The following is a 16741-nucleotide window of genomic DNA, read 5'->3' as shown; positions in this document are numbered from 1 at the left end:
CTAGCTTAAACTATTCCGATTTATGCACTTCCAGTTCAATTTCTATCATAAATTCTGGAACGGCTAATTCTTTAACACCAAGCCAAGAACCTGTTGGAAATTGCTTTGTATAAATAGAATTTCTATACGCTGCGTTTTCTAAAAATAAAGGCATGTTAGTAGTAAAAACATTTTCAACAATTACATCGTCAAAAGTGCAACCATAATGCTTTAAAATCTTATCTAAATCAGCATAACAGTTTTTCATTTGCTGTCCTAAATCACCAACTGCTGTAGGATTTCCTTCATCATCCATACTCACAGCTCCTGATATTTTTATTGCATTACCAATTTTTACAGCATGCGAATATCCGTATGCTTTCTCCACTTCTGGACGAAGTAAAAAATATTCAGGGATTTCTATTGCAATAGGCGCTTCTTTTTCAACCTGTACTTTAGTATCTTTCTTTACTTCATTACAACTTAGTATGGTAAAAAATAAAGAAAATACGATTAGAAATACAGACAAATAATTAATGGTTTTTTTTCTTTTGTTATACATATTAAAAAAGTTTAATTATAGTAGAAATACTACAATTGGTTATACCCATCTAAATTACAGCTTACCCGTAAAATAAATTAGCGTATAAACACCTGATTAATAATCCAATAAATAAAACCAAGAATCGCAATATAAATTGCTATATAAGTTAATTCTTAAAAAGAGATTTTAAATAAAAACGATTTTATTGCAATAATTTAAGCGCTTCTCTTTTAGACGCGTCTTCTAAACTTTTTTGGGCCCAATATGGTTCTTTTAAGCTTGCTTTTAAAGTAGCCGAAGTAACTAATCCATCGCCATTATCTTCGGTCCATTCTAATATTTTATATGGAAATTCCTTTTCCACTAGTATAGTAACCGTTCTATCAATATCTAAATATGCAACCGTGTAAGATGTAGTGTTTTCAAGTGCTTCCCTCTTAATTTTTGCTTTTTGAGCTTGCATTTTAGTATAAGTAAAACGACTATATATGGTAGATGGAATTAACATAATTTCTCCTTCTGGCAATTGTCCGTCCTGTATACGAATTCGCGTCATTAAATCTTCTTCTAACCATGCCGTTTTAAAACTTCTTTCTTCATCTCCATCTGATTCAAAATAAGAGAATTGTTTAAAGTTATACTGCATCCCTTCAAGATTTAATTGCGTAAAGGTATGTCCGCACCATTCTTGAATGCTCGTTGTTGTTTTTAAGGTTAACGGATAATTTATATAATCTACAGGAGTAAACGTAGAAGTCACAATAGAATAGTCATAAATACCAGTATTAAACTTTCGTACTTGGTTTAATTTCATCACTGTTACCTTATCATCTCCTGCATTTTGTGGTGCATCTAATTTCACTTGCTTACTTAAAGAAAATGGTTCCGTTACAAAAATCAAGACTACTTCCCCTGTACGAATTTCATTATATCTAGACTGTTTCAACACATAACTATTAAGCTCCGCTTTTCCTGCATACCAATACTTTTTAAAATTTTCTTTTTCTGAAAAGGCTTGTTTACTTGTATTTACTAAACTGTTTGTTTTTTCATTTTCAGCGGAAACTATATCTGTTTTTTTATCTGCTTCAGATTTACAAGAAACAAGAAGAAATAAAAAAACAACGCAATTAAATATATTTTTCATAGCTACTAATTTTAATTACAAAAATAACAAAGCATTATCAATTGTACTGTTAAATAAATATTTTCAATAGCGTAAGGAGCAAATAAAAACACAGACTTATTTGCACACAAACTATGTGTTATTCATTTTAAAGCATGCATTTAACATCTCCTTTAAAACGGACAAACAAATAATATTTATATTTGATTCATGCGATACCAGAACATCTTTTTAAAGTTAAAAAAACCGTACCTATTATTGGTATTATCAAGCATGCTATTTTATTTTGTTTTTGCCTATAATTTGGTAAGAACCGACTATATGAAACTACTAACTCTATACGTCGCCCTTTTTTTTCTATTTTATAAATTAGTAGAGCACAACAAAAACAAAATCAAGCTATTAACCTATATCGCTTTTCTATTTCGAGTCGTTTTTATTCTTGCCATACCCAATCTATCTCAAGATTTTTACCGTTTTATTTGGGATGGAAGGATGATTTTAGAAGGTTTTAATCCATATTTATACACACCAGAATCCTTTTTAATAAACAGTGAATTACCTATAGAACAAGCAGAAGAACTGTATGCAGGAATGGGAATGTTAAACGGAAGTCATTTTACAAACTATCCTCCTTTAAATCAACTCTGTTTTATAATTGCAGGTATTTTTACAGGAAAAAGCATTTTAGGTTCTGCAATCGTTTTAAGGCTTATAATTATTGCTGCAGATTTTGGAACCCTATATTTTGGAAAAAAACTTTTAGAAAAGCTAAAGCTTCCTGTACACCATATCTTTTGGTACATTTTAAACCCTTTTATTATTATAGAATTAACAGGAAACCTTCATTTTGAAGGCGTGATGCTCTTCTTTTTAATTTGGAGTTTATACCTACTACATATTAACAAATGGAAACAAGCTGCAGTGGTTTTTGCTTGCTCCGTTTCGATAAAGTTAATACCGTTGTTATTTTTACCATTGTTTTTTAAGTGGTTTCAAAAAACAGCTATTCCTTCGAGTATGGTAGAAAAAACTCAAAACAAGACAAGAACTTCTCTTTACTCAGGAATATCCAAATTAATTTGGTTTTATAGTATTGTTGGTTTTACAACACTTCTCTTATTTCTACCTTTTTACTCTTCCGAATTTGTAAATAATTATGCTCAAACCGTTGGGTTATGGTTTCAAAATTTCGAGTTTAATGCAAGTGTTTATTATATCGCTCGAGAAATAGGCTATTGGTTTAGAGGCTATAATGAAATTGCTATTATTGGCAAAATACTTCCTGCTTTGATACTGCTTTTTGTGTTATATCTAGCATTTTTCAAAAAAAACAAAACAACCAAACAACTAATACAATCGATGTTATTTGCTTTTGTTTTTTATTTGTTTTTAAGCACCACTATTCATCCTTGGTATATTTCGACATTATTAATACTATCGATTTTCACCAATTATAAATTTCCATTAGTTTGGAGTTTTGTTATTATACTTAGTTATTTGGCTTACATTAATATTGACAAAGCAGACAAGTCTGAAAACCTTTATATTATTGCTTTAGAATATATTATAGTTTTTACTGTATTTTTGTATGAAACATTAAAAAAGAAATCTCTTGAAAATTAATTTCAGAAAAATAGTTAGACGTTTAAAAAGAACCGTTGTTGCTTTAATAGTATTATATCTGCTCTCCTTAATTTTTCTATACTTTAAACAGGAACGTTTCTTTTTTAATCCGAAACATTTAGATAAAGATTATGTTTTTCAATTTACAGAACCTTTTGAAGAAGTTAATATTGAAGTAGAAAAAGACATTTTTTTAAACGCAGTTCTTTTTAAAGCCGAAGCATCTAAAGGGGTTATTTTATATTTTCATGGTAATGCAGGCGCGATACATGATTGGGGGAAACGAGCACATTTATTTTTAGAAAACAATTACGATGTACTTTTTGTTGATTATAGAAATTACGGAAAAAGTGATGGAAATTATAGCAATAGTGATGAGCTATTTAATGATGCGCAAAAAGTATACGACTACACTAAAATGCTTTATAGCGAAGATAAAATTACTGTTTTAGGATTCTCATTAGGTACCGGTATGGCAAGTTATGTTGCGTCAAAAAACAATCCAAAAATGCTCATACTAAATGCGCCATATTATTCTTGGAAAACTTTAATTGCAGAAGAAATTGCTCCTCCAGTCCCAAAATTTTTAATGCGATATGACATACCTTCTTACCAATTTGTTCAGGAAGTAAAATGCCCAATCCATATTTGTTATGGTACCCGAGATTTTTTAATAAACCCAGAAACAAACACCAAAAAACTAAAGGTATTAAATCCTGAAAACATTATGCTGCATCCTATTACAGATGCAGGGCATAATGGTTTACATATTACTAAAGAGTATTATGATTTATTAAAAATCATCTTGTGATTTTAATCTAAATCCTCATCAGAAATCTCTGGTTCTTGCACTGCTTCTGGATCATTATCATCAAAATCTTCATAGTCATCTTCATCATAATTCTCCATAGTTACAGCTAGTTTAGTGCTTACTTTAACAAGATACTTAGTATCTTCTGTTGTAACCTCTACGGCTTCTACAATTTCATTTTTAATATTTCTAAATGAAATAATTTGGTCTTCATCATATCCATCCGGATATTTTTCTACCAATAATGCTAAAATCTCTGGAGTTAGCTTTTTAAAATCTACAATTACTCGCTTTAGGTTGTCTTTTTTATTTGCCATTTAAAAATTTTTTTCCTTTCCGTGAACCTATCTAGATATAGACAGGAGCGAAAATCTAATCCTATAATTACTATTTTAAAGTTTAAATATATTATTTATTGTTATTAATTCTAATAACATCGTAAAAATCTTTTCGTCTATCCTTTAAATTTTTTACTGCGCCAAAAGAATGCAATTCTTTTAACAAACTTAAATCGACATCTGCTACTAAAATCATTTCGGTATTTGTTGTTGCTTCTGCTTTAATTCCATTACTTGGAAATGAAAAGTCACAAGGTGTAAATACCGCAGATTGTGCATATTGAATATCCATGTTATTTACATTAGGCAAATTACCTACACTACCTGATATAGCTACATAACACTCATTCTCTACAGCTCTTGCTTGCGCACATAAACGTACACGAGAATAGCCATTCTGTGTGTCTGTTAAAAAAGGGATAAATAATATATCCATGCCTTCATCTGCTAACAAACGAGATAGTTCTGGAAACTCAGAATCATAACAAATTAGAATGCCTATTTTACCACAATCGGTTTCAAAAGTTTGTAATTTGTGACCACGTTGCATTCCCCAAACCTTTGCTTCGTCTGGTGTTACATGAATTTTCTCGTAACGCTCTGCACTTCCATCTCTTCTACATAAATAACCAACATTATACAGTTTATCTCCTACCACTTCAGGCATACTACCAGTAATAATATTGATATTATACGATATGGAAAGCTGTTGCATTTTTTGCACAATAACTTCTGTAAACTTTGCTAATTCTCTAATAGCATCTGGCTCATGCATATGGTTAAACTCTGCCATTAATGGTGCATTAAAAAACTCTGGAAAAACAGCAAAATCAGATCGATAAGCAGCTACACTATCTATAAAATACTCTACTTGTTCCATTAAATCTTCTAAACCTTTATATGGGCGCATTTGCCATTGTATTAGGCCTAGTCTAACTACTGTTTTTACTGTACTAGCTTTTTTATTTGGTTTGGTATAATAGATATTATCCCATTCCATTAAAACCGCATATTCATTAGAAGCCGTATCTCCTTCTAGATATCCTTTTAATACACGAACAGGATGAAAGTCGTTAGAAATTTGAAAGTTTAAAACAGGATCATGAATTTCTTTACGCTTTACTTTTTCAATATATTGTTTCGGAGTTAAATGATTGTGCTTATGAAAATTTGGCATTCTTCCGCCAAAAACAATTCCTTTTAAATTTAAGTTTTCACAAACTTCTTTTCTATAATCATACAATCTTCTACCCAAACGCAAACCTCGATATTGTGGTTTAATAAACACATCAATACCATAGAGTACATCGCCTTCTGGATCGTGATTTTTAAAAGATTTCCCTCCAATAATGTCTTCGTAGGTATGTTCATCATCAATAGCATCATAATCTACGATAAGCGATAATGCACAACCTGCAATATCGCCATCTATTTTAATAACTACTTGTCCTTCTGGGAACATAGAAGTTAATTCTTCTATATGGTGTTTTTTCCAATACGAATTAAGCACTCCTCCATAGGATTCTAACGTTGCTTCTTTTAATTCTTCAAAATCGCCAACAGTTAGATATTTAAGCTCAATATTATCAATATTTTTTGGTTCCATTATTGTCCTAACAGATAAGCAAAAATTAATGGAGCAACAATAGTTGCATCACTTTCAATAATAAACTTAGGGGTGTCGATATCTAGTTTTCCCCAAGTGATTTTTTCGTTAGGAACTGCTCCAGAATACGAACCATAACTTGTTGTAGAATCACTAATTTGACAAAAATAACTCCAAAATGGTGTTTCTGGTCTTTCCATATCTTGATATAACATTGGTACAACACAAATTGGAAAATCGCCAGCAATACCTCCTCCAATTTGGAAGAAACCAATACCTTTTTGTGAATTATCTGTGTACCAATCTGCTAAAAAAGTCATGTATTCAATACCAGATTTCATAGTACTTGCTTTTAATTCTCCTTTAAGCACATAACTTGCAAAAATATTCCCCATAGTACTGTCTTCCCAACCAGGGCAAACAATAGGTAGGTTTTTTTCTGCAGCAGCATACATCCATGAATCTTTAATATCAATCTCGTAATATTGCTCTAATACTCCTGACAACAGCATTTTATACATGTATTCATGAGGTAAATAGCGTTCCCCTTTAGCTTCAGCATCTTTCCATATCTTTACAATATGTGCTTGTAAACGTCTAAACGCTTCTTCTTCTGGAATACACGTATCTGTTACTCTATTAAGCCCTTTTTCTAATAAATCCCATTCGTCTTGCGGTGTTAAATCACGATAATTAGGCACACGTTTATAGTGTGAATGTGCTACTAAGTTCATGATATCTTCTTCTAAGTTTGCACCAGTACACGAAATGATTTGTACTTTATCTTGACGAATCATTTCTGCAAAACTCTTACCAAGTTCTGCAGTACTCATTGCACCTGCAAGAGAAACTAACATTTTTGCACCACTTTCTAGTTGTGCTTCATACCCTTTTGCTGCATCTACTAAAGCTGCTGCATTAAAATGTAAATAGTGTTTTTCTATAAACTGCGAAATTGGTCCTTTAGTACTCATCTTCGTCTTGAAATTTAGTGTTGTTATTTTTATTTACGTTGGAACTGTCAAAAGTGTTATCATAATCATCTTCTGATGCTTCATTTTGAAACTTATAGCTTAGCATTTTATAGTATAATTTTGCTGCAAGAAAATCGGATGATTTATCTAATTTATTTGGGCAAAGTTCTACAATATCGAAGCCTACTACGTTTTTCTCTTCAAAAATTTGTTTTAAAAACTCTAGTGTTTCATACCATAATAAACCTCCAGGTTCTGGTGTACCAGTACTTGGCATTATGGAAGGATCGAAAGCGTCTAAATCTATGGTTATAAATACATTTTCTGTCATTTGATCTACTGCTGTATCCATCCAAGTATCATCTACAGCCATTTCATGTGCAAAATAGGTTTTATCCACATCCATAACAGATTTCTCCATGATATCCATTGAACGTATTCCAACTTGGATTAAGTTTGTATTTTGACTAGCTTCATACATAGCACAGGCGTGATTACATGTAGAGCCATCATATTCTTTACGCAAATCTGCATGCGCATCTAATTGTAAAACGGTTAAATTAGGATACATCTCATGGAAAGCACGTACTGTTCCGATAGACACCGAATGTTCCCCTCCAAAAATGGTAACAAACTTGTTCTTTTTAATATACTTTTTTGTTGCTTGGTGCACAGCATCAACCATTGTTTCAGGCGAACTGTTTTCTGTAACAGCATCTGCTAAGTATACACCTTGTTGGTACACTTCGGTTTCTGTTTCAATATCATATAGCTCCATATTTTCTGAAGCATGTAAAAATGCTTCTGGACCTTTATCTGCTCCTTTTTGCCATGTACTTGTACCATCATAAGGCACAGGTATTAACACGATTTTTGATGTTTCAAGTTTCGAAAATTCTTCCGAAATACCTGCATAAGTTTTAGTTTGCATACCCTAAAATTTTAAGTAAGTCTTCACTTTTTTGTTGTTCACTAAATAGTTTTGTAGAGATATTTCCGTCTGCATCTCTATCTATTAATATATGTTTTGGTGACGGAATTAAACAGTGTTGTAAACCACCAAATCCACCAATGGTTTCTTGGTAAGCTCCTGTGTTAAAAAAGCCTATGTATAATGGTTTATCCTTATTATATCTTGGTAAATAAATAGCATTCATATGTTGTTCACTATTGTAATAATCATCGCTATCACATGTTAAACCACCAAGTAAAACGCGTTCATAACTAGATTCCCAACGGTTTAGTGGCAACATGATAAAACGTTTATTAATTGCCCAAGTGTCTGGTAAAGTTGTAATAAAAGAGGAATTAATCATGTTCCATTTTTCACGGTCATTTTGTTGTTTTTGATATAAAACTTCATAAACAGCACCGCCACTTTCACCAACAGTAAAGCTTCCAAATTCTGTAAAAATATTAGGCACAGCAACTCCTTCTTCTTCGCAAGTAGTTTTAATTTGATTAATTATTTCATCTACCATATAGGCATAATCAAAATCGAATGCTAGGGAGTTTTTTATAGGAAATCCGCCTCCAATATTTAAGCTATCAAGCGTTGGACAAATCTTTTTTAAGCTTGTATATACTTTTAAACATTTTTGTAATTCATTCCAATAGTATGCATTATCTCTAATCCCAGTATTGATAAAAAAGTGTAACATTTTAAGGTCTACTTTTTTGTTCTCTGCAATTTGATTTTTGTAAAATGGCACAATGTTTTTATATCCAATTCCTAATCGAGAAGTATAGAACTCGAATTTTGGTTCTTCTTCGGAAGCAATACGAATTCCAACATTAAAATTACCTTCTATTTCTTCAGAAAGCAAATCAATTTCTTCGTAATTATCTATTATAGGAATGGCATTTTTATGTCCGTCATTTATCAATCTTGCAATATTTGTAACATATTGAGCTCTTTTAAAACCGTTACTAATAACAAAAGTATCGTTCGTTATTTTCCCTTCTTTTTTAAGGCTTTCTACAATATCAATATCAAAAGCAGAAGAGGTTTCAATATGGATATCATTTTGTAAAGCTTCATTTAAAACATGTTTAAAGTGCGAGCTTTTAGTACAATAGCAATAGTTATAATTCCCTTTATAATCATGTTTTTCAATAGCTTCGGCAAACCATTTTTTTGCACGCTGAATATTATTAGAAATTTGTGGTAAATAGGTAAATTTTAAAGGCGCTCCGTATTGCTCAACCAATTGCATTAGGTTAATATCATGAAAGCGTAATGTATTATCCTCAAGTTTAAATTCTTCTTGTGGAAAATCGAAAGTTTGATCGATTAGATCAATATATTTTGTGTTCATTATTATTTTTAAAAATGTTAAAATTTAAATAGGAAACAGCGCAAAAATGCTGCTTAAAACAAATAATAATGCTTCAATCAAACTTGTATTTTTAGCTCTGTAGTAGGCACAAAAGCGTATTGATGCTGGCTAGCACCTATAGAAGAATACTCGGAAGTTAGCTTTAAAATTCGGTCGCTTAATCTGTAAGCTGCTTTTGAATATGACTTCCTAATTTCCAAAAGCCCGAACATAGAAACAGAGTTCAATTTGTTCAGCTAATTATAGTACAAATGAAATACAAAAAATTGAATTACAAACTTTTTTTTTATTTTTTTTTATTTTTTTTCTATACCGATTATTATTTGTTTTAAAACTAGTAATAAAAAAAGTGCGTACTTGGTAAGTACGCACTTTTATGTAATATATAGTTAGTGGAATATTATAACATTTTCAAGGTATTTAACTCCTGCTCGGTTAGGTGTTTCCAGTGACCACGAGGAATATCTTTTTTAGTAAGATGCCCAATTGCAACACAATCTACACTTATTACATCGTACTTTAAATAATCGAAAATGGTACGAATAATAGTATTTCCTGTGTTTTTAATTTTAAGGCCTATTTCTTTTTTAGACACACCATCGATATAACTTACTTCTTCTACCTCAATTAGTTTTCCTTCTACTTTAAAGCCATCTCTAATTTTTTTAAGATCTTCTGCTCTCAAGTTTTTGTCTAATTCTATTTGAAATAAACGAGGTACGCCATTTTTAGAATTGGTAAACTTACCTGCTACTAAATCATCATTGGTAAATAACAATAACCCCTTACTGTTTCTACCTAATCTACCTATTGGCTTAATACGAGAATTAGTTGCATTTGCTACTAAATCCATAACTGTACGACCTTTTCCCTCACTTGTTGTTGTCGCAAAACCTTTTGGTTTATTTAGTAAAACATAGGCTTTCTTTTCTGGATTTATTCTTGCTCCATCGAAACGAACCTCATCTTCTAGTTTTACTTTGTAACCCATTTCTGTTACGACCTTTCCGTTTACAGAAACTAATCCTGTTGCGATGTGCATATCTGCATCTCTACGCGAACAAATACCAGAATTTGCTACGTATTTATTTAAACGTATTTGATCTGGATTAGCTGATTTTTGTGCTGGTGTTTGCTTTTTCTTTTGTGATGCTGCTTGATTTTTTATTGGAGCATTTCCTCTTGCATTGCTTTGGTTACGTGTGTTATTATTACCACGTCCTGAAGGTTTTCCTTTGCTTTTATTTTCTCTTGGCTTACTCATAATTTTCCCCCTTAGAAATGGGAATCTTTTAATTTATTATGCTGCAAAGATATAGTATATATTATGATTTACGATTGTTGAGTTACTATTTTTGATGGTAGTAATTTCTTGCGTTAACGATTGAGCAATTTGTTGGAGCTCTTTTTTTTTATTACTATTTTTTAAAACACGTATAAAACATTTATTTATTACTAATGTTTTTAAAGAAACTTATATAAAAAAGCGACTTGCGAAAGCGTGTTGCTACGTAGTTTTCACGAAGTAGCAAACGCCCAAATTTATAGTAAAACTAATTTGTTTAAAAGCAGGTTTACATCTATTAACAAAATGCTAAAAACCCCTGAAACTATAATGAATTTTAAGATATTATGTAGTATTAGATATTGTGTTTTTGTATTGGATTTAAATAGTAATACTAAAAATACCGCTAATAGAATCGTGCTTAAATAGAAGAAATAATTCATCTTACCTATTTGGTATCTATTTATTAATAAATAGGAAGGAATTAGGGTGAATGCACTTAAAAATGTGAGCATTATTTTTGAAGATTTTTCGCCATAAACTATTGGTATGGTTTTATAATTGAGGGCTAAATCTCCTTTTATGTTTTCTAAATCTTTAACTAATTCGCGCATAGAAACGATTAAAAACAGGAATGCTGCATGTACAAAAATTACGTGTTCGAAATTTTTGTAATACATAAAAATGGCGAAAAATGGCGTAATAGTTAGAATTGCGGAAGTAATATTGCCAATAATTGGTGTTTTTTTTAGTTTATGGGAATAAAACCAAATAGCGAATATATATATAGAAAAAAACAAAACGGCTTTAAACGAAACAGCACTTGCCATAATAACTGCTAGAAAATTAAGCACAAAATAAAAGGAAAGCTTGGTGTTTTGACTCACCAATTTATCTAGCATGGATTTTTGTGGCCTATTGATTAAATCTTTTTCGGAATCGTAAAAATTATTAATAATGTAACCCCCTGCTATTGTAGCGGCAGATGCTAAAACTAGCATAAGTAAGTTTACGTCTAAAACAACTTCACGAACCGTTTTATCATGCGCTAAAATGTAAACAGATGTTAGATATTGTGCTATTACTACAATGAGAACATTGTACCCTCTCACTACAGAAAACATACTGAAAAATTTTAGTAAAATATGTTTTTGTTTTCTGGAGAGCATATAGTTTTATGGAATAAGATCTTTAATACGACACTACAAAAAATTGCGCGAAACAATTTGAAGTACTAGTACCGTTATTAGAAATTATAAACTACTTCTAGTTTATACTCTTTAAGTGACTGTTTTGCTTTTTCAAAGTTTTCTGTAAACCCTAAAATATAACCTCCTCCACCAGAACCACAAAGTTTTAAGTAGTATTCATTGGTTTCAATTCCTTTTTTCCAAAGTTCGTGAAACTGGTTTGGTATCATTGGTTTAAAATTATTTAAAACCACTTTAGATAGTTGCTTGGTATTTTTAAAAAGCGATTTGATATCTCCTTTTAAAAAGTCGTCTACACAAGCATCTGTGTGTTTTATAAATTGATCTTTTAGCATACTACGAAAACCTTCTTGCTTCATGTTTTCCATAAAAATGCTCACCATTGGTGCTGTTTCTCCAGTAATGCCACTATCTAATAAAAAAACAGCTCCTTTACCATTATTGGTTTGCGAAGGAATTCCGGTTGCTTCAATATTATCTTTAGAATGTATTAAAATTGGAATACTTAAATAACTATTTAAAGGATCTAATCCTGAAGATTTACCATGAAAAAACGATTCCATTTCCGAGAAAATGGTTTTTAATTTTAATAGCTTTTCTCGTGTTAGATTTTCTAAAACTGTAATCTTGTCTTGTGCATATTTATCGTAAATAGCTGCTACTAATGCGCCTGAGCTACCAACTCCATATCCTTGTGGTATGGAAGAATCGAAATACATTCCTGCATGAACATCTGCTTCTAATGTGCTAAAATTAAAAACGACTACCTCTGAATTGATTTGCTTTAAATGCGAAACAAAATCTATTAAACTAGCATTAGATTTTACTGCTTCTGCTGAAGGGTTTTCATCCATTTTTAAAGCACCATTATAAAAACTATAAGGAATAGATAATCCTTTAGAATCTTTAATGATTCCGTATTCACCAAAGAGTAAAATTTTTGAGTAAAAAAGAGGTCCTTTCATAAATATTTTTTGTTAATATGCAGTATTTGGCAATAACTTCTATCCAATATACGCAAATTTTATGATTTTAGTTTTGCACCAAAACCAATTGTATCACAAATATAGTGACCATTTTGGCAATACGCAACTAATTCATTTTTAATAAACTCGATACATTTTGCTGCTTCATTTTCGGGATAAAGCACATGCACATTAGCTCCTGCATCTAAAGTAAAACTAATATGTAATCCGGATTGTTTTCTAAATGCCCAAATAGCATTAATAATCTCAAGGGTATTTGGTTTCATTAAAATAAAATACGGCATACTTGTCAGCATCATTGCATGTAGCGTAAGCGCTTCGCTTTCTACTATATCTATAAATGCATTTAAGTTACCAGTCTTAAAAACATCCATAAGTTTAGTCATATTTTCACTGGCTTGTTTAAAACGCTGTTTTGCAAAAGGGTGGTTATGCATTAAGTTGTGACCAACAGTACTGCTAACTTGTTTTTCTCCTTTATCTACCAATAGGATAGTGTCCTGGTAATTTTTAAAATTATCGTGAACAGTATATGGGTATTTTATAGCAAAAAGATTGGAGCTTCCTTCAATATTTTCATGTTTTCCCCAAACTATTAAATCCCCTTCTATACTTCGGCAAGCACTACCGGAACCTAAACGTGCTAAAAAGGATGCTTTTTGGTTAAAGTATTCTTGAGTAATTTTTGGGTTTATTTCTTTTTCAATACTCATAAGACATAATGCCAAAGCACTCATTCCGGAAGCAGAAGATGCAATACCAGAGCTATGCGGAAAAGTATTTTCTGTTTCAATAGTAAAATGATAGTCTTTTAAAAAAGGTAAATATGTTTGAATACGTTTGAAAAAAGTTTCTATTTTTGGTTTAAAATCTTCATTCTTTTTTCCTTCAAATACCACATCAAAAGAAAAAGAATTATCTTTTTCTTTTTTAGTAAAACTTAAACTTGTAGTTGTTTTACAAGCATCTAACGTAAAACTTACAGATGGGTTTTTTGGTATTTGGTTTTCTTTTTTTCCCCAATATTTCACTAATGCAATATTACTAGGTGAAGACCAAGTAAACTTTCCATTATGAGGTGTTGTATTATTTCTTAAAAGTATAAACGAATTGGCTTCCATTATATGCAAATTATTATGCAAATATAGTTTTTTAGATAGCATGTATGTATAGAATATATTTTAAAAAGTGTAATACTAAGTGTATTTCATCGTAAACATTTTTAAAAAAACTAAAGAAATATTTATTTTTTGTAGATTGTAACCAAATGGTTATTCTATATTAATAAGTGGATAAAAAACAGCGTATACTTTTAACAATGCTAGAACTTGTAGTAAAACAAGGGGTACATGCAACACCTATGTCTCAAGTAGCTAGAGAATCTAATGTTGCTATTGGTACTATATATTATTATTTTAAAGATAAAGAAGATATACTTTGCCACATTTATAAAATGATAAGAAAAGACTTTGGTTCTATACTTATAATAAAGTCTGAAAATACAAATCCTGAACTAATTTTTAAAAAATACTGGAAAGACTTATACCATTACTACATTAGCAACCCTGTAGCTTTTCATTTTTACGAACATGTAGCCAAACCTCCAATCATACCATTAGATTTAGTTGAAGAAACTAAAACCTACTATAGAAAACATGCTGCTTTTTTTTGGAATGGTGTAAAAAGCGGTATTTTAAAAAATATACATGTAACTTTATTAGTGCAACTTGCTTACAGTAATGTGGTTGCAGCTGTTGATTTAAAGTTAAATGGTGTTTTACCAATGACTGATGCACAAATTAATGAAGCTGCAAATGCTTCATGGGATGCTGTTAGGCATATTGAAAAGTAACCAATGGATAATACAGCGTATACGATTACCTATGTTAGCGCTTGCTGTTAGAAAAGGTTTTTATGCAACACTTATATCTCAAGTTCCTTACAGCAATGTAGTTGCAGCTGTTCGTTTAAATTTAAATGGTGTTTTACCAATGACTGATGCACAAAATAATGAAGCTGCAAATGCTTCATGGTATGCTATAAAACATTCAAAAAACACATTATTTCACTAAAGACAATAGCTTAATCATGGTATTATAATTTCTTGCTGTAGCTGCAGTTTTAAGTATTCGCTCGAAATAATTCGCATTGAATTTAGATTTCCCGTAACCTGCTTCACTATAAAAGTAAATACAGTTATTTATTATTTTAAATGTCTCTGCTTTGTATTCTTTTTTTAAAGCAAGCGTAACCAAATCTTTATTAGGTATTTCTTGAAGTAAAATAAAATAACTTTTTTGTTTTTCTATTTTCTTAAAAGGGCAATTATAAAAAATGTGTGCTAACTCTTCTTTTGTTTTTACTAAAACTGGAACCTCGAATTTAAAATGTGATCGTATTATTTCACTAATAATATTTTCAATAATTTTTGTGTTATTTTCTGAAGACTGCAAAACAATATTTCCACTTTGTATATATGTTTTTACATTTTCGAAACCGGAATTTGTTAGCAGTTCTCGTAAGGTTGCCATTGGCACTTTTTTATGACCTCCAACATTAATTCCTCTTAATAAAGCAATGTACGTTTCCATTTTATTTAGAAATATATTGTGAAGCTATAAACGCTCCTGTCCATGCATTCTGAAAATTAAAACCACCAGTTATAGCATCTACATTAATAACTTCTCCTGCAAAATAAAGATTTGCATGTAGCTTACTTTCAAAAGTCTTAAAATTAATTTCTTTTAAATCAATTCCTCCTGCGGTTACAAATTCATCTTTAAACGTACTTTTTCCATCTACCTTAAAATGCGCTTTTGTTAATTGTGCAGCAAGTGCTTCCAATTGGTTTTTATTTAAATCTGCCCATCGATTGTCATCCTGTATTACGGAAGCTAAAACTAATTGTTTCCATAAACGTTTTGGCAAATCGAACTGAGGAGCCTTTAAAACAGTTTTTTTAGCCAAAGTTAATTTCAAATCTTTTAAAGTAGCTAAACAATCTTGATAATCCATTTTGATAAAATTCACTGCAATAGTAAATTTATAATCTAATTTGGCCAGTTGTAAAGCTCCAAAAGCAGATAGTTTTAAAATAGAAGGAGCACTCATACCAACATGTGTTATTAACAAAGGCCCTTCGGAAAACAACTCGGTACCAACTACCTGAATTTCTACATTTTGAGCAACTACTCCCGGAATATCTTTTATGCGATCATCTTTTATATTAAAAGTAAACAACGAAGGTACAGGTGGAATCACGGAATGATTTAACGTTTCTAACACCTTCCACATTTTAGGACTACTTCCAGTGGCAACCAATATTTTAGGCGCTATAAATACTTCGTCTTGTGTTTTAATATTCCACAAACCTTCTTCTTTAAGAATAGATTTTACGGTTTGACTATATAACACTTCTATTTGATGCTTTTTCGTTTCGTTTAAAAAACAATCTATAATCGTTTGCGATGTATTCGACTCAGGAAACATTCTACCATCTTCTTCTATCTTTAAAGCGACTCCACGTTCTTCAAACCAAGCAATAGTATCTCCTGTCATAAATTGATGAAAAGGACCAAGTAATTCTTTCTCTCCTCTGGGATAATTTAACACCAAATCCTGTGGTATAAATTCTGCATGAGTAACATTACACCTTCCGCCTCCAGAAATTTTCACTTTCTGCAAACCTTCCTTAGCTTTTTCTAATATCGTTATTTTTAATTTTGGGTTTTGAACAGCGATATTAATAGCTGCAAAAAAGCCGGCTGCTCCACCTCCAATAATTAATACGTCTTTTTGTTTCATGTTTTTTATCTATTGTTTTTTATAGGTAACATGTAGCATCCATTTAATTATTATCTTTGATTCTCTGGTTTTAGTTATGGATGTTTCCTTATTTTTAAAAACCACGTAAATT

Annotated in this window: 17 protein-coding genes; 4 read left to right on the top strand and 13 right to left on the bottom strand. The window is 31.0% G+C overall.

Going from position 1 to position 16741, the window contains the following annotated elements; genetic code table 11:
* Positions 1 to 10: 10 nt before the first annotated feature.
* Together ACVC3Y_RS16380 and ACVC3Y_RS16375 are read right to left on the bottom strand one after the other, a co-directional pair.
* Complete coding sequence (locus tag ACVC3Y_RS16380) at positions 11 to 541, bottom strand: RidA family protein (protein WP_452227472.1); 531 nt, start codon at positions 539 to 541, stop codon at positions 11 to 13.
* A gap of 184 nt (positions 542 to 725) precedes the next feature.
* On the bottom strand, positions 726 to 1670 hold the full coding sequence (locus tag ACVC3Y_RS16375; RefSeq protein ID WP_452227471.1) for a septum formation inhibitor Maf: 945 nt from the start codon (positions 1668 to 1670) through the stop codon (positions 726 to 728).
* Positions 1671 to 1859: 189 nt separating this feature from the next.
* Here ACVC3Y_RS16375 and ACVC3Y_RS16370 point away from each other — a divergent pair, with 189 nt between their 5' ends.
* Both ACVC3Y_RS16370 and ACVC3Y_RS16365 read left to right on the top strand, forming a co-directional pair.
* Complete coding sequence (locus ACVC3Y_RS16370; RefSeq protein ID WP_452227470.1) at positions 1860 to 3275, top strand: mannosyltransferase; 1416 nt, start codon at positions 1860 to 1862, stop codon at positions 3273 to 3275.
* Positions 3265 to 4086 carry an alpha/beta hydrolase gene (locus ACVC3Y_RS16365; protein WP_452227469.1) on the top strand — a complete coding sequence of 274 codons (822 nt, stop codon included), beginning with the start codon at positions 3265 to 3267 and terminating at the stop codon, positions 4084 to 4086. The genes ACVC3Y_RS16370 and ACVC3Y_RS16365 overlap by 11 nt, the downstream gene beginning before the upstream one ends.
* 2 nt (positions 4087 to 4088) lie before the next feature.
* Here the strand turns inward: ACVC3Y_RS16365 and ACVC3Y_RS16360 are convergent, their stop codons facing one another.
* The 9 genes from ACVC3Y_RS16360 to mvaD form a co-directional block, all read right to left on the bottom strand.
* Positions 4089 to 4403 (bottom strand): hypothetical protein, encoded by a 315-nt coding sequence (locus ACVC3Y_RS16360; RefSeq protein WP_303420552.1) that lies wholly within the window; start codon positions 4401 to 4403, stop codon positions 4089 to 4091.
* Between the two features lie 91 nt (positions 4404 to 4494).
* On the bottom strand, positions 4495 to 6030 hold the full coding sequence (locus ACVC3Y_RS16355; protein WP_452227468.1) for a bifunctional GNAT family N-acetyltransferase/carbon-nitrogen hydrolase family protein: 1536 nt from the start codon (positions 6028 to 6030) through the stop codon (positions 4495 to 4497).
* The gene (locus tag ACVC3Y_RS16350) at positions 6030 to 7004 is read right to left on the bottom strand and encodes a deoxyhypusine synthase family protein (protein WP_303420554.1); all 975 of its coding nucleotides are present in this window, start codon (positions 7002 to 7004) and stop codon (positions 6030 to 6032) included. Before ACVC3Y_RS16350 ends, ACVC3Y_RS16355 begins: the two co-directional genes overlap by 1 nt.
* Positions 6994 to 7935, bottom strand: a complete 942-nt coding sequence (gene speB / locus ACVC3Y_RS16345; protein WP_452227467.1) for an agmatinase — start codon at positions 7933 to 7935, stop codon at positions 6994 to 6996. The genes ACVC3Y_RS16350 and speB overlap by 11 nt, the downstream gene beginning before the upstream one ends.
* On the bottom strand, positions 7925 to 9322 hold the full coding sequence (locus ACVC3Y_RS16340; RefSeq protein WP_303420556.1) for an arginine decarboxylase: 1398 nt from the start codon (positions 9320 to 9322) through the stop codon (positions 7925 to 7927). The genes speB and ACVC3Y_RS16340 overlap by 11 nt, the downstream gene beginning before the upstream one ends.
* Before the next feature lie 421 nt (positions 9323 to 9743).
* The gene (locus tag ACVC3Y_RS16335; protein ID WP_452227466.1) at positions 9744 to 10607 is read right to left on the bottom strand and encodes a pseudouridine synthase; all 864 of its coding nucleotides are present in this window, start codon (positions 10605 to 10607) and stop codon (positions 9744 to 9746) included.
* 278 nt (positions 10608 to 10885) lie between these two features.
* Positions 10886 to 11797 (bottom strand): geranylgeranylglycerol-phosphate geranylgeranyltransferase, encoded by a 912-nt coding sequence (locus ACVC3Y_RS16330; RefSeq protein ID WP_452227465.1) that lies wholly within the window; start codon positions 11795 to 11797, stop codon positions 10886 to 10888.
* Between the two features lie 77 nt (positions 11798 to 11874).
* A complete protein-coding gene (locus tag ACVC3Y_RS16325; RefSeq protein WP_452227464.1) occupies positions 11875 to 12804 on the bottom strand; it encodes a mevalonate kinase family protein in 930 nt (309 codons plus the stop codon).
* Positions 12805 to 12863: 59 nt separating this feature from the next.
* Positions 12864 to 13946, bottom strand: a complete 1083-nt coding sequence (mvaD, locus tag ACVC3Y_RS16320) for a diphosphomevalonate decarboxylase (RefSeq protein ID WP_452227556.1) — start codon at positions 13944 to 13946, stop codon at positions 12864 to 12866.
* A gap of 197 nt (positions 13947 to 14143) precedes the next feature.
* Between mvaD and ACVC3Y_RS16315 the strand changes: the two genes are divergently transcribed.
* Together ACVC3Y_RS16315 and ACVC3Y_RS16310 are read left to right on the top strand one after the other, a co-directional pair.
* Complete coding sequence (locus ACVC3Y_RS16315) at positions 14144 to 14677, top strand: TetR/AcrR family transcriptional regulator (RefSeq protein ID WP_452227463.1); 534 nt, start codon at positions 14144 to 14146, stop codon at positions 14675 to 14677.
* Positions 14667 to 14897, top strand: coding sequence for a hypothetical protein (locus ACVC3Y_RS16310; RefSeq protein WP_452227462.1), 231 nt, complete (start codon positions 14667 to 14669; stop codon positions 14895 to 14897). Before ACVC3Y_RS16315 ends, ACVC3Y_RS16310 begins: the two co-directional genes overlap by 11 nt.
* On the opposite strand, the gene ACVC3Y_RS16305 is transcribed toward ACVC3Y_RS16310, so the two are convergent.
* Positions 14886 to 15416: a DUF1697 domain-containing protein gene (locus tag ACVC3Y_RS16305; RefSeq protein ID WP_452227461.1), complete on the bottom strand. Its 531-nt coding sequence runs from the start codon at positions 15414 to 15416 to the stop codon at positions 14886 to 14888. The genes ACVC3Y_RS16310 and ACVC3Y_RS16305 overlap by 12 nt on opposite strands.
* Before the next feature lies 1 nt (position 15417).
* On the bottom strand, positions 15418 to 16629 hold the full coding sequence (locus ACVC3Y_RS16300; RefSeq protein ID WP_452227460.1) for an NAD(P)/FAD-dependent oxidoreductase: 1212 nt from the start codon (positions 16627 to 16629) through the stop codon (positions 15418 to 15420).
* Between the last annotated feature and the right edge of the window lie 112 nt (positions 16630 to 16741).

This window comes from Lacinutrix cladophorae, assembly GCF_053604645.1.
The sequence above is the reverse complement of the archived record's forward strand: the minus strand, read 5'-3'. Positions and strand labels throughout refer to the sequence as shown.

Excerpts from the sequence above, each read along its gene's own strand:
- ACVC3Y_RS16380 (WP_452227472.1), bottom strand. The coding sequence starts at position 541 with ATGTATAACAAAAGAAAAAAAACCATTAATTATTTGTCTGTATTTCTA.
- ACVC3Y_RS16375 (WP_452227471.1), bottom strand. The coding sequence starts at position 1,670 with ATGAAAAATATATTTAATTGCGTTGTTTTTTTATTTCTTCTTGTTTCT.
- ACVC3Y_RS16370 (WP_452227470.1), top strand. The coding sequence starts at position 1,860 with ATGCGATACCAGAACATCTTTTTAAAGTTAAAAAAACCGTACCTATTA.
- ACVC3Y_RS16360 (WP_303420552.1), bottom strand. The coding sequence starts at position 4,403 with ATGGCAAATAAAAAAGACAACCTAAAGCGAGTAATTGTAGATTTTAAA.
- ACVC3Y_RS16355 (WP_452227468.1), bottom strand. The coding sequence starts at position 6,030 with ATGGAACCAAAAAATATTGATAATATTGAGCTTAAATATCTAACTGTT.
- ACVC3Y_RS16350 (WP_303420554.1), bottom strand. The coding sequence starts at position 7,004 with ATGAGTACTAAAGGACCAATTTCGCAGTTTATAGAAAAACACTATTTA.
- speB (WP_452227467.1), bottom strand. The coding sequence starts at position 7,935 with ATGCAAACTAAAACTTATGCAGGTATTTCGGAAGAATTTTCGAAACTT.
- ACVC3Y_RS16340 (WP_303420556.1), bottom strand. The coding sequence starts at position 9,322 with ATGAACACAAAATATATTGATCTAATCGATCAAACTTTCGATTTTCCA.
- ACVC3Y_RS16335 (WP_452227466.1), bottom strand. The coding sequence starts at position 10,607 with ATGAGTAAGCCAAGAGAAAATAAAAGCAAAGGAAAACCTTCAGGACGT.
- ACVC3Y_RS16330 (WP_452227465.1), bottom strand. The coding sequence starts at position 11,797 with ATGCTCTCCAGAAAACAAAAACATATTTTACTAAAATTTTTCAGTATG.
- ACVC3Y_RS16325 (WP_452227464.1), bottom strand. The coding sequence starts at position 12,804 with ATGAAAGGACCTCTTTTTTACTCAAAAATTTTACTCTTTGGTGAATAC.
- mvaD (WP_452227556.1), bottom strand. The coding sequence starts at position 13,946 with ATGGAAGCCAATTCGTTTATACTTTTAAGAAATAATACAACACCTCAT.
- ACVC3Y_RS16315 (WP_452227463.1), top strand. The coding sequence starts at position 14,144 with ATGCTAGAACTTGTAGTAAAACAAGGGGTACATGCAACACCTATGTCT.
- ACVC3Y_RS16305 (WP_452227461.1), bottom strand. The coding sequence starts at position 15,416 with ATGGAAACGTACATTGCTTTATTAAGAGGAATTAATGTTGGAGGTCAT.
- ACVC3Y_RS16300 (WP_452227460.1), bottom strand. The coding sequence starts at position 16,629 with ATGAAACAAAAAGACGTATTAATTATTGGAGGTGGAGCAGCCGGCTTT.